This window comes from Pseudomonas sp. R2-60-08W (genome assembly GCF_003852335.1).
Taxonomy (GTDB): Bacteria; Pseudomonadota; Gammaproteobacteria; order Pseudomonadales; family Pseudomonadaceae; genus Aquipseudomonas.
Map to the genome: position 1 here is coordinate 3,303,079 of NZ_CP027731.1, position 12,585 is coordinate 3,315,663.

Annotated in this window: 12 protein-coding genes; 7 read left to right on the forward strand and 5 right to left on the reverse strand. The window is 60.6% G+C overall.

Going from position 1 to position 12,585, the window contains the following annotated elements; all coding sequences use genetic code 11:
* Window positions 1–66 precede the first annotated feature (66 nt).
* From C4J90_RS14910 to C4J90_RS14920, 3 genes are all read left to right on the forward strand, one after another.
* On the forward strand, window positions 67–282 hold the full coding sequence (locus C4J90_RS14910) for a DUF2970 domain-containing protein (RefSeq protein WP_124363120.1): 216 nt from the start codon (window positions 67–69) through the stop codon (window positions 280–282).
* Between the two features lie 388 nt (window positions 283–670).
* Window positions 671–2,329 carry a nitrite/sulfite reductase gene (locus C4J90_RS14915; protein WP_124414869.1) on the forward strand — a complete coding sequence of 553 codons (1,659 nt, stop codon included), beginning with the start codon at window positions 671–673 and terminating at the stop codon, window positions 2,327–2,329.
* Window positions 2,313–2,807 (forward strand): DUF934 domain-containing protein, encoded by a 495-nt coding sequence (locus tag C4J90_RS14920; protein WP_124370931.1) that lies wholly within the window; start codon window positions 2,313–2,315, stop codon window positions 2,805–2,807. Before C4J90_RS14915 ends, C4J90_RS14920 begins: the two co-directional genes overlap by 17 nt.
* 479 nt (window positions 2,808–3,286) lie before the next feature.
* Here C4J90_RS14920 and C4J90_RS14925 read toward each other — a convergent pair whose 3' ends face one another.
* The gene (locus C4J90_RS14925; RefSeq protein ID WP_124370932.1) at window positions 3,287–3,691 is read right to left on the reverse strand and encodes a MerR family transcriptional regulator; all 405 of its coding nucleotides are present in this window, start codon (window positions 3,689–3,691) and stop codon (window positions 3,287–3,289) included.
* Window positions 3,692–3,762: 71 nt separating this feature from the next.
* Between C4J90_RS14925 and C4J90_RS14930 the strand changes: the two genes are divergently transcribed.
* Together C4J90_RS14930 and poxB are read left to right on the forward strand one after the other, a co-directional pair.
* A complete protein-coding gene (locus C4J90_RS14930) occupies window positions 3,763–4,995 on the forward strand; it encodes an NADH:flavin oxidoreductase/NADH oxidase family protein (RefSeq protein WP_124420190.1) in 1,233 nt (410 codons plus the stop codon).
* 77 nt (window positions 4,996–5,072) lie between these two features.
* Entirely contained in the window at window positions 5,073–6,797 is a 1,725-nt protein-coding gene (gene poxB / locus C4J90_RS14935; protein WP_124420191.1) for a ubiquinone-dependent pyruvate dehydrogenase, read from the forward strand.
* 51 nt (window positions 6,798–6,848) lie between these two features.
* Here the strand turns inward: poxB and C4J90_RS14940 are convergent, their stop codons facing one another.
* Entirely contained in the window at window positions 6,849–7,406 is a 558-nt protein-coding gene (locus C4J90_RS14940) for an NADPH-dependent FMN reductase (protein ID WP_124363126.1), read from the reverse strand.
* 226 nt (window positions 7,407–7,632) lie between these two features.
* On the opposite strand from C4J90_RS14940, the gene C4J90_RS14945 reads away from it, so the two are divergent.
* On the forward strand, window positions 7,633–7,869 hold the full coding sequence (locus C4J90_RS14945; RefSeq protein WP_124363127.1) for a hypothetical protein: 237 nt from the start codon (window positions 7,633–7,635) through the stop codon (window positions 7,867–7,869).
* A gap of 49 nt (window positions 7,870–7,918) precedes the next feature.
* Here C4J90_RS14945 and C4J90_RS14950 read toward each other — a convergent pair whose 3' ends face one another.
* On the reverse strand, window positions 7,919–8,257 hold the full coding sequence (locus C4J90_RS14950) for a hypothetical protein (protein WP_124420192.1): 339 nt from the start codon (window positions 8,255–8,257) through the stop codon (window positions 7,919–7,921).
* Between the two features lie 182 nt (window positions 8,258–8,439).
* Here C4J90_RS14950 and C4J90_RS14955 point away from each other — a divergent pair, with 182 nt between their 5' ends.
* Window positions 8,440–9,348: a LysR substrate-binding domain-containing protein gene (locus C4J90_RS14955; protein ID WP_124420193.1), complete on the forward strand. Its 909-nt coding sequence runs from the start codon at window positions 8,440–8,442 to the stop codon at window positions 9,346–9,348.
* Between the two features lie 25 nt (window positions 9,349–9,373).
* Here C4J90_RS14955 and C4J90_RS14960 read toward each other — a convergent pair whose 3' ends face one another.
* Window positions 9,374–9,955: a GNAT family N-acetyltransferase gene (locus C4J90_RS14960; protein WP_124414874.1), complete on the reverse strand. Its 582-nt coding sequence runs from the start codon at window positions 9,953–9,955 to the stop codon at window positions 9,374–9,376.
* Between the two features lie 8 nt (window positions 9,956–9,963).
* On the reverse strand, window positions 9,964–12,219 hold the full coding sequence (locus C4J90_RS14965; protein ID WP_124414875.1) for an Orn/Lys/Arg decarboxylase N-terminal domain-containing protein: 2,256 nt from the start codon (window positions 12,217–12,219) through the stop codon (window positions 9,964–9,966).
* Between the last annotated feature and the right edge of the window lie 366 nt (window positions 12,220–12,585).

A 12,585-nucleotide genomic window follows, 5' to 3' on the forward strand; every position in this document is an offset into this window, starting at 1 on the left:
CACAGCCCAGGGGCTGGACTATGCTTTGAAGCACCTGATTCAGTCGCACTTCATTTCGAGGGATCCATGGACGACCCACAGCACAAACCGCCCACGTTCTGGCAGATGCTCCACAGCGTCTTGGCCGCCGCCTTTGGCGTGCAAAGCGGCAAGAACCGCGCCCGCGACTTCACCCACGGCAAGCCGAGCCACTTCGTGATAATGGGTATTGTATTCACGGCAGTGTTTGCGTTGACGCTGTTTGGCATTGTCAAGCTGGTGCTGCACCTGGCCGGGGTATGAAGCCGGCCGAGGCGGCAAGGACTGCAAGCTGAAGGGATGACTTACTGGTGGCTGACCCAGAACACAGCGGTGCCCACCACAAGGATGATCAGGAACAGAATCGCCCAGGCATCCACGGTGCTGTCGGGTTTACGTATTTTTGTCGAATTGCTCATCGCATCGCCTCTTGTCGGTTTTATAGGTGATTGCCCTAAGACTCGACACCAGTAAAGACCAGACTTGCCCCTATGACAAATGTGGATATCGCAATAACCCTTCCCATTAGTCATTTTGGTTATGTGCATATACTCAAACATCACTTTTGCGCATAAACGCAAACTGGTATCGTGCGCCGGCTCCGTTGGGAGTGCGCGGCCGTGCGCGCAGATTTGCCGAGAACAGGACCTATATGTACGTATACGACGAATACGATCAGCGCATCATCGAGGACCGCGTCAAGCAGTTCCGTGATCAGACCCGACGCTACTTAGCAGGTGAACTGAGCGAAGAAGAGTTCCGCCCTCTGCGCCTGCAAAATGGCCTTTATGTTCAGCGCTTTGCGCCGATGCTGCGGGTGGCTGTGCCCTATGGCCAGCTGACCTCGCGCCAGACGCGCATGATGGCCAAGATCGCCCGCGACTTCGACAAAGGCTACGCCCACATCAGTACCCGCCAGAACGTGCAGTTCAACTGGCCGGCGCTGGAGGACGTGCCGGACATCCTCGCTGAACTGGCGACCGTGCAGATGCACGCCATTCAGACCAGCGGTAACTGCCTGCGCAACGTGACCACCGACCAATTCGCCGGCGTCGCCTTCGATGAAGTGATCGATCCGCGTCCCTGGTGTGAAATCGTGCGTCAATGGACCACCTTCCACCCCGAATTCGCCTACCTGCCGCGCAAGTTCAAGATCGCCATCAATGGCTCGACGTCGGACCGCGCCGCCATCGAAGTGCACGACATCGGCCTGGAGCCGGTGCACAACGCCGCCGGCGAGCTGGGTTTCCGGGTGTTGGTGGGTGGCGGCCTGGGGCGTACCCCGGTGGTCGGCGCCTTCATCAACGAGTTCCTGCCGTGGCAGGACCTGCTGAGCTACCTCGACGCGATCCTGCGGGTTTACAACCGTTATGGTCGCCGCGACAACAAGTACAAGGCCCGGATCAAAATCCTGGTCAAGGCGCTGACCCCTGAGGTGTTCGCGCAGAAAGTCGACGCCGAGATGGAACACCTGCGCGGCGGCCAGACGACCTTGACCGAAGCCGAAGTGCAGCGCGTGGCCAAGCACTTCGTCGACCCCCAATACAAAACCCTGAGCAATCAGGACGCCGAGCTCGCGGCGCTCGACCAGCAGCATCCGGGCTTCGCCCGCTGGCGCACGCGCAATACCCTGGCGCATAAACAACCGGGCTATGTGGCGGTGACCCTGTCGCTCAAACCCACCGGCGTGGCACCAGGCGACATCACCGACAAGCAGCTGGACGCCGTCGCCGACCTGGCCGACCGCTACAGCTTCGGCCAGCTGCGCACCTCCCACGAGCAGAACATCATTCTCGCGGACGTCGAGCAGAGCCAACTGTTCACCCTGTGGGGCGAACTGCGCGAAGGCGGTTTCGCCACGCCGAACATCGGGCTGTTGACCGACATCATCTGCTGCCCGGGCGGCGACTTCTGCTCCCTGGCCAACGCCAAGTCGATCCCGATCGCCGAATCGATCCAGCGCCGTTTCGACGACCTTGACTACCTGTTCGACATCGGCGAGCTGGACCTGAACATCTCCGGGTGCATGAACGCCTGTGGCCACCACCATGTCGGCCACATCGGCATCCTGGGCGTGGACAAGAAAGGCGAAGAATTCTACCAAGTGTCCCTGGGTGGCAGCGCCAACCGTGATGCGAGCCTGGGCAAGATCCTCGGCCCGTCCTTCGCCCAGGAAGCCATGCCCGAGGTGATCGGCAAGCTGATCGACGTGTACATCGAACAGCGCACCGAAGATGAGCGTTTCATCGACACCTACCAGCGCATCGGCATTGACCTGTTCAAGGAGCGCGTCTATGCAGCGAATCATTAAGCACAACGAAGTCGTCGACGAAACCTGGCACCTGCTGCCCAAGGACGCAAGCTTCGACGGCATTTCCAACTGCGACGACCTGATCGTCCCATTGGCCCTGTGGCGCGAACACGGCCACGCCCTCAAGGCCCGCGACGGCGGCCTGGGCGTGTGGCTGGACGCCGATGAAGAAGCCGAAGAGATCGGTGATGACGTGGAGCATTTCCAAGTCATCGCCCTGAACTTCCCGGCCTTCACCGACGGACGCAACTACTCCAACGCCCGCCTGCTGCGTGAGCGCTATGGCTACAAGGGCGAACTGCGGGCGATTGGCGACGTGCTGCGCGACCAGCTGTTCTACCTGCGCCGCTGCGGCTTCGATGCCTTCGCCTTGCGCCCCGACAAAGACCCGTACGAAGCGCTGGAAAGCCTTAAAGACTTTTCGGTGACGTACCAGGCTGCAACGGATGAGCCGCTACCGCTATTCCGACGCCGCTGAGTAAAAAATGTGGGAGGGGGTTTGCTCCTGATTGCGGTGGGTCAGCCAGCTTAGGCGGGACTGACACACCGTCATCGGGAGCAAGCCCCCTCCCACATTTGGATCGCGTACATCCGGCAGATTTTGCATCTGCGCACAGCGTTGAAGTAGATGGGAACCCTACAAATAGCCAGCCGAACACGGTTAAACATGTGGGAGGGGGTTTGCTCCTGATTGCGGTGGATCAGCCAGCTTAGGCGGGACTGACACACCGTCATCGGGGGCAAGCCCCCTCCCACATTTGGATCTGCGTACATCCGGCAGATTTTGCATCTGCGCACAGCGTTGAAGTAGATGGGAACCCTACAAATAGCCAGCCGAACACGGTTAAACATGTGGGAGGGGGCTTGCCCCCGATGGCGGTGGATCAGCCAGCTTAGGCGGGACTGACACACCGTCATCGGGAGCAAGCCCCCTCCCACATTGGCTATTCAGCGACTTCAAGATTGCAGTTTAATCGACGCCAGCACTTGCTTCTGCCCCATGGAGCACGGCACATCGTCTGGCTGCGCCCGCACCGCATCGATCACGCCTGATAATTGCGCCTTGCTGTGGGCCAACTGCGCCTGCATCACCTCGATCTGGGCCACTTTGCGCTCCAACGCCTCGATCAACTCATCGCGCCTGTGCTCCCCCGGCGCCGGCATCAATGCCTTGAGTTCCTGCAGGGTAAACCCGGCCTGTTGCGCGCTCTGGATCAATTGCAGCGTCTGCAGCGCCTCGGGTGCATAACGCCGATACCCATTGGCTTGGCGTCCCACCTGGCTGATCAAGCCCTCGGCCTCGTAAAAGCGGATACGCGACGCCGCCAACCCGCTCTGTTTTGCCAGCTCACCAATATTCATCGAAACGCCCGCTTGACATTAAAGTTAACTTTAAGCTTAGCCTGAGGCCTCCCCCGCTCAGGAGTCAATCCATGTCACCCTTTGAAGCCTTGCAACTGCCCAACGGCCAGGTTATTTCCAACCGCATTGCCAAGGCGGCGATGGAAGAAAACATGGCCGATTTCAATCAGGCACCCTCCCGTGAATTGAAGCAGTTGTACACGACCTGGGCCGAGGGTGAACCCGGCTTGCTGCTCACCGGCAACGTCATGATCGACCGCCGTGCCCTGACCGGCCCAGGCGGTGTTGCCTTGGAAGACGAGCAGCACCTGGACAGCTTCCGCGAGTGGGCCGATGCGGCACGGAGTGAGGCTGTGCACTTCTGGATGCAGCTCAGCCACCCAGGACGCCAGACTATGGCCAACCTGGGCCAGCAAGCGCTGGCACCCTCGGCCATCGCCTTGGACCTCGGCGGCTTTTCGAAGCTGTTCGCCCAACCCAGGGCCATGACCGAAGACGACATTCAAGACGTAATCAAACGCTTCGCCACCAGTGCCCGCCTGGCCGAGAAAGCAGGATTTACCGGTGTGCAGGTCCATGGCGCCCATGGCTACTTGCTCAGCCAATTTCTGTCGCCCTTGACCAACCAACGCACCGACCGTTGGGGCGGCCCACTGGAAAACCGCGCGCGCCTGCTGCTGGAAGTGATCCGCGCCGTGCGCGCCAGCGTCAGCCCGGCATTTTGCGTGGCGGTCAAACTCAATTCGGCCGACTTCCAGCGCGGCGGCTTCGATGAAGCCGATGCGCGTGCGGTGGTCGAGATGCTCAACGCATTGCCGATCGACTTGCTCGAATTATCCGGCGGCAGCTACGAGGCACCCGCGATGCAAGGCGACGCTCGCGATGGCCGCACACTGGCCCGCGAAGCCTACTTCCTGGAATTCGCCAAAGACCTGGCAGCCATCGCCCGGATGCCGGTAATGGTCACTGGCGGCATCCGTCGTCTGGCCATCGTGCAGCACGTACTGGACAGCGGCATCGCCATGGCCGGCATCGCCACCGCTCTGACCCTGGAACCGCAACTGATCAAACACTGGCGCGACGGTCGCGAGCTCAATCCGCAGCTCAAACCGATCACTTGGCAGCGCAAGACACTGGCGGCCCTTGCGCTGGTGGCCGTTGTGCGCCACCAGATGCGCCGCCTGAGCCGCGGCCGCCTGCCCAGCCTCAACGTCATTCCCTGGTGGGCGCTGGTGCGTGACCAATGGTTCCTCGCTCGACGCACGCGCCAATACCGCGCGGCCATGACGCAATCTTCACATTAGAGGCGGAGCATTCGCCGTGATCGAACTGTCCTCTACTGATCAGCAGTTATTCATCTCACTGACGATTGGAGTTCTTCATGGCGAAAATCAACCTGGCCCAGCAGTTGGCAACCACCCTTGAACAGGCAGGTATCAAGCGCATCTGGGGCCTGACCGGCGACAGCCTCAATGGCCTCACCGACGCCCTGCGCAGCATGGACAGCATCGAGTGGATGCATGTGCGCCACGAAGAAGTGGCCGCGTTCGCTGCCGGCGCCGAAGCCGCTGCCACCGGTGAGCTGACCGTGTGCGCCGGCAGTTGCGGGCCGGGTAACCTGCACTTGATCAATGGGTTGTTCGATTGCCATCGCAACCATGTACCGGTGCTGGCGATTGCCGCGCAAATTCCGTCCTCGGAGATCGGCCTGAACTACTTCCAGGAAACCCATCCCCAGGAGCTGTTCAAGGAGTGCAGCCACTTTATCGAGCTGGTGAGCAACCCCGAGCAGATGCCCCAGGTGCTGCATCGCGCCATGCGTTCGGCGATCCTCAATCGCGGCGTGGCGGTGGTGGTGATCCCCGGGGATGTCTCGCTGCTGGAAGTGGAGGACAAGCTCAAGCCCTGGCCGGCGCTGCATGCACCGCGCACCTTGCCGGCAGAGGCCGATCTGCAGCGGCTGAGCGAGATCCTCCAGCGCAGTGAAAAAGTCACCCTGTTGTGCGGCAGCGGTTGCGCCGGCGCCCATGACCAAGTGGTCGCGCTGGCCGATGCCCTCGGCGCGCCGGTGGTGCACGCGCTGCGCGGCAAGGAACATGTGGAGTGGGATAACCCGTTCGACGTCGGCATGACCGGCCTGATCGGGTTCAGCTCCGGTTACCACGCCATGCTCGATTGCGACACCCTGATCATGCTCGGCACCGACTTCCCCTACCGCCAGTTCTACCCGACCGACGCGACGATCGTTCAGGTCGACCGCGACCCTCAGGCCCTGGGACGACGTACGACCCTGGACCTGGGCATCGCAGCCGATGTCAGTGAAACCCTCGATGCGTTGCTGCCACGCCTGACCCGCAAGACGGATCGCAGCTTTCTCGAAACCTCGTTGAAGCATTACGAAAAAGCCCGTCAGGGTCTGGATGACCTGGCGCAACCGTCCAAGGCGGATCGGCCGATCCACCCTCAATACGTCGCACGTTTGCTCAGCGAGCTGGCCGATGACGACGCGATCTTCACCGCCGATGTCGGCTCACCGACCGTATGGGCCGCGCGCTATTTGAAAATGAACGGCAAGCGCCGGCTGATCGGCTCGTTCAACCACGGTTCGATGGCCAACGCCATGCCCCAGGCCATCGGCGCACAGGCGGCATTCCCTGGGCGCCAGGTGATCTCGATGTCTGGCGACGGCGGTTTCACCATGTTGATGGGGGATTTCATTTCTCTGGCGCAATTGGATCTGCCAGTAAAACTGATCGTGTTCAATAACGCGTCACTGGGTTTCGTCGCGATGGAGATGAAGGCGGCAGGCTACCTGGACACAGGAACCGAGCTGAAAAACCCGGACTTCGCGGCCATGTCCAACGCCATGGGCATTCTGGGGATCCGTGTGGAGCAATCCGAAGACCTGGAGCCGGCTCTGCGCCGCGCCCTGGCCCACGACGGCCCGGTGCTGGTGGATGTGGTCACCGCGACTCAAGAGCTGGTGATGCCGCCGAGCATCAAGCTGGAACAGGCCAAGGGGTTCAGCCTGTATATGCTCAAGGCCGTGATGAGCGGGCGTGGCGATGAAGTGATCGAGCTGGCACGCACCAACTGGCTGCGATGATGCCCTGTGGGAGGGAGCCTGCTCCCTCCCACATCAGCACGCCTTGTCAATTCAGCCCTTTTGTTTTTCGACCCACTGGCCGAACGCATCGATAAATGCCTGCAGGAACGGCCTGGTCTTCTCCGACAGTTTGCCCGCCTCGTCGAACACACTGCCCGCGCCGCCCAGGTAGGCTTCCGGCGTTTGCATGCACCACACATCCAGAAACACCAAAGACTGGCGCAGGTGATGGTTGGCCCCAAAGCCACCCATGGCGCCCGGCGACACGCTGATGATCGCCCCCGGCTTGGCGCCCCAGACACTCTGCCCATAAGGGCGGGAGCCTACGTCGATGGCATTCTTCAACGGCGCGGGCACCGAACGGTTGTATTCCGGGGTCACGAACAGCACTGCGTCGGATGAACTCACCTGTTTGCGGAAAGTACTGTAGGCTTCGGGCGCTGCCGCACCTTCAATGTCCTCGTTGTAGAGCGGCAGATCGCCGATCTCGACAATATTCAACTTGAGGTTGGCGGGGGCCAGTTCGGCCAATGCCAGGGCGACCTTGCGGTTGATCGACTCTTTTCTCAGGCTGCCAACCAGGACGGCAATCGTGTAGACCTTGCTCATTGAGGTTTCCCGACGTGTGACTAAAGGAGCGAGTAGTTATAAAGGCTTCGCGGCGCGTGCACCAGAGTGTTTTGCGAATGCCCAAGAAGTCGCCACGCACGCGACAGCGTAGGAAACATCTGAAACTTTAAACGAATAGTATTTTTTTCTTATAGGTAAACTACCCCGCTCACTGACGGTCTACAGAACCGCAAATCGAGTGTTTATCTCCAGAGGTTCTAAACAGATGGCAGCAGTATTAGTCGGACAGTTTCATGCCAGAGACGCGGAAGGCCGCGTATATTCGGTGCATGAGTTCCAGGAATCCAACCCGGCGCACGGCGACCTGGCTGGCTCGGCGCCTACCACTTCCTACAAGCTGGCCATTGGCGACCGTGTAGAAAAACTGGAAGGTGATGAGTTCAAATTGATCCAGTCGGGCACGATTATCGTCCGCGAATCTCCGACCTCTCTCGTGTCATAAGATTTCGCCCTGTCCACCTGCTCAGTCCTCGCGACTGGGCTGGGGATGCTTACGGGCTGCGGATTTCCGTTACTTCAATGCCCTGCTCGCCTTGCTTGAGCGTCACCACCAACTGCCCTCTCTCCCCTTCCACCGCATACATCGAACGCTTGTAGCCCGACCGGTCGTAAGCGGGATACGCCTCCACCTGCCTGATCAACGTCATACCGAGCACCGCGCCCACCTGCTCGGCGACCTGTTCCTGGGAACGGATAAACGCTTCGAGTGCGAGGTTTTCCGGCGCGTGTTCATCGTGATTATTGAAGAAGTAAGCCGCCAGGCACCCCACGGTCACCAGGACCAGGAATTGCTTGGCCGTTACCCCGAAAAGCGTCGAGGGTAGAGGCATTTGAGACCAGACCTGTTTTTGTTGTAAGTACCGGGTACCCGGCATTGGTCGTTGCTGATCAGACGCCTCATTCTAGTGAGGTCCTGGCTTAACGCCATAGGCAGGGGCGACCCGTGCAGTCTTTTTTGCGCACGGGGACCTGCGCCATTGAATCCCCACCCCACTGCACATAGACTCCGGCCATGCGTTTACGTCATATCGAAGTGATTCAGGCCATCTTGCAGACCGGACACCTCGGCACGGCCGCCGAGTGGTTGCAACTCTCCGTGGGCGAGGTAGACGCCACGCTCAAGGATGCGGAACTGCAATTGGGCTTCATGCTGTTTGCCAGTGTCCGCGGGCGCCTGCAAGCCACCCGTGAAACCCTGGAGCTGCAAGCGCAAATCGCCCCCCTGTACGACGCGCTTGAGCCGATACAGCGCCTGGCCAGCCGCTTGAAACACCATCACGCGCCGACCTTGCGTGTGCTGTGCACCCCGCCGCTGGCCAACCAATTACTGCCCCAGAGCATCGCCCTGCTGCGCCGACGGTTCCAGGATACGCCGTGCAACCTGTCGAGCCAGCCGACCCGGGAGATCGTCAGGCGCCTGTTGCTGCATGAGACCGATGTGGGCCTGAGCCTGCATGACCCGCAACACCCACACATTCAGAGTCGCGTGCTGGCCCAAGGCAAACTCCAATTGCTCGCCCCCCACGGCTGGCTGAAACCCAAGCAGAAGTACAGTGCGCTGCAGGATCTGGCGGGGCAGTCGATGATTGGCCTGGAAGGCCACGACCCGTTGAGCCGTCTGCTGGACGCCAAGCTGCAGGCCCTGCGTCCGCTGCCGGTGGTGCAGACGCGGGTACAGACGTACCAGATGATGCGCAGCATGGTGGAGGCGGGAGAAGGCCTGGCGGTGGTCGACCCGTTCACCGCCTTCGGTGCGCGGGACACGGGGCTGGATGTGTGCCCGATATCACCCCCGATCAGCGTCAACCTGTATGCATTGACCCTGCAGAACGGGGCCGCTTCACCAGCCCTGAATGCACTGCTGGAGATCGTCACGCAAAAGGCCGAGAACCTGCTGTCCAACGACACCAAGGCGCAGTAGACGCGAGCGGACGTGCTACACCGTCTCAGATCGATTCGACTTCGCTCTTGAACAGCCGATACCAGAAAATCGCCACTTCGCGGGTTTGCGGGTCGATGCCGCGATAGCGCAGTTGATCGATACCCCCCATCACGTACCCGCTACGTTCATACAGGCGACAGGCACCGAGGTTGTTGTTCTGGGTTTCGAGCATCATGCCCGGCAGGTTCTTCTTGCGTGCCCAGAACTGCGCCACGTCCAACAGCGCCTTGGCGACACCGTGACGCCGCGCAGGCAGCGCCACCGCCAGCTCGTCGACATGGGCAAAACCGTTCCAGTTGGTACTGATCACCACGTGGCCCACCGCGCGATCATCCAGATACGCCATGAAGACCGCGCTGTCAGTCGCATTGCGAAAGCTGGCGAATTCTTCAGGGTCGATGCCGTAACACTTGCGGTACGGCAGGATGCGCTCCACCGGCCATTGATCGACCCGTTTGCCCATCTGCGGCACACCATAGGCGCTGACCTCAAAACTGAAGTCATTGCCCCATACGTAAGCGTCGAAGCCTTCGTCGGCGACTCGCACACTGAGCCCTGGATACTTCGGGTTCATGACAGCTTGCATAACGTTCCTTAACCTTTGATGCAATCGACGGTGTAACAACGACCACTGCCGTCATCTTCGTGTTGCAACCCATGCACATCGGCGACAAAACCGGGAAAACTGCTATCGAACGTCCGGGCAAACGCCAGATAGTCGATGATCGAACGGGTTGACTCGGTAAAGCGCTCGCCCGGCATGATCAGCGGAATACCCGGCGGATACGGCACCAGCATCACGGCTGCGATGCGTCCTGGCAAGGCATCGATGGATACCGCTTCCACTTCGCCCCTGACCAACTGGTCGTAGGCATCGGCCGGCTTCATCGCAATCTCCGGCAACACCGTATACATGCGCTTCAGATGCCTGGCCGTCGCGTTGCTGCGATAACAACTGTGCAACTGGTCGCACAGGTCACGCAACCCCAAGCCCTGATAACGTATCGCCCCTTGGGCATATACCGAGGGCAGGCAACTGGCCAGGCTGGTATTGGCATCATAGCTGCGTTTGAATTCCAGCAACTCGGTGAGCAAGGTACTCCATTTGCCTTTGGTAATGCCCATGGAAAACAGCACGAGGAAAGAATACAGCCCGGTCTTTTCCACCACCAGGCCGCGCTCCCAGAGAAACTTGCTGACCACGGCGGCGGGAATCCCGCGATCGCTCAAGGCGCCGCCGGCAGTGAGGCCGGGCATTACCAGGGTGACTTTGATCGGGTCCAGCAGCACATAGTCTTCAGCTACGTCGCCAAAACCATGCCAGTCATCCTGAGGATGCAGCAGCCAGTCCGCGGTGACGACCCGGTCGATACCGGCCACCGACGGCGGCTGCCAGATGGAAAACCACCAGTCATCAGCGGCGATATGCTGACGCAGGTTGGCCAGCGCACGGCGGAAACTCAGGGCCTCATCGAACATTTCCTGCAACAGCGAGCGACCCGCCGGGCCTTCCATCATCGCTGACGCCACGTCCAGGGAGGCGATGATGCTGTATTGCGGCGAGGTGGAAATATGCATCATGAACGCTTCGTTGAAGCGGTCACGGTCCAGTTGCCGCGCTCCGCCGTCCTGCACGTGAATCATCGACGCCTGGCTGAAGGCCGCCAGCAGTTTGTGGGTGGAGTGCGTGGTAAACACCAGCGGGCTGTCCGGCGTGCGCGAGGTACCCATGCCGTAGCGCCCGGCGAAAAACTCGTGGAACGCCGCGTAGGCATACCAGGCCTCATCGAAGTGCAGCACCTCGACGCTGTTACCCAGTTGCTGCTTGATCAGCTCGGCGTTGTAGCACAGGCCGTCGTAGGTAGAGTTGGTGACCACCGCCAGCTTTACCTTCGCCGGACGGCCATGGGTCAGAGGGCTGGCGTCGATCTTGGCGCGGATCGAGTCGGCGCTGAATTCGCTCAAGGGGATGGGGCCGATGATCCCCAGCTCGTTGCGCTCCGGGCACAGGTACAAGGGGATAGCGCCGGTCATGATGATCGAATGCAGTACCGACTTGTGGCAATTGCGGTCGACCAGGACCAGGTCATCGCGACCGACCATGGAGTGCCAGACGATCTTGTTGGCGGTGGACGTGCCGTTGATCACGAAAAACGTGTGGTCAGCGCCAAAATTGCGTGCCGCGCGGGCTTCGGCTTCCGCCAGCGGTCCGGTGTGATCGAGCAGCGAGCCCAGCTCGGGGACCGAGACAGACAAGTCCGAACGTAACGTATTTTCCCCGAAGAACTGGTGAAACGCCTGCCCCACCGGGCTTTTGCGATACGCCACGCCACCGCCGTGGCCCGGGGTGTGCCAGGAGTAATTGGAGTCGGCGGTGTGTTGCACCAGGGCCTTGAAGAACGGCGGCAACAAGCCATCGAGGTAGGCGCGCGCCGCACGCGCGACCTGGCGCGCGAGAAACGGTACGGTGTCTTCGAACAGATACAGGATGCCGCGCAACTGGTTGAGTTCGCTCATGGCATCCGCCGGGGCGTTTTCCAGGGTGACTTGCTCGCCCAGCGCGAAGATCGGCAGGTTGGGCGCCCTCACCCGCGCCAGGCGGATCAGCTCGACCATGTTTTGCAGCAAATGGGTATTTTCCCCGGCGCCCTCGGCGGCGATCAGCATGCAGGCAAGGCCGTGGTGGGTGGCCGCCACCAGTCGCCCTTCGGCGTAGTCCACGGCGGAAAAGATACTGAAGCCCTCCTGCTCCAACTCCCTGGCGATGCCTCGAACCCGGTCACCGGCAACGGTGTCGGCCTTAATGTCGCGGTGCACGATAAGGACGGGAAACTTCAGATCTTTGTACATGGGCGCTCCTACTCCTGAGGGCTTGCACTCAGGGTAGAAGCTGGAAGCGAAAGTGGCGAATGAAGATTTTCACAGACAATGAAGATCAATTACAGTGGACCACTTTCGCTTGACTGACTGGCATTAGGGCTTGCCCCCGATGGCCATGGGTATCTACACAACTTTGGTATGGCCCTGAACCTGTGGCGGCTCGGGACCCGAAGCCTCTCTAACTGATGCCCCGCGTTCCAAATGTGGGAGGGGTGGTGCGACGATTCGACTTGCCCCCTATGGCGGCCTGACAGCCGACCAGGATGTTGGATCAGAGCGAGTACATATCCGTTGCTGCGGTAACGGCGGCTTAGGGTTCCGCCCTTACGGCGTCTC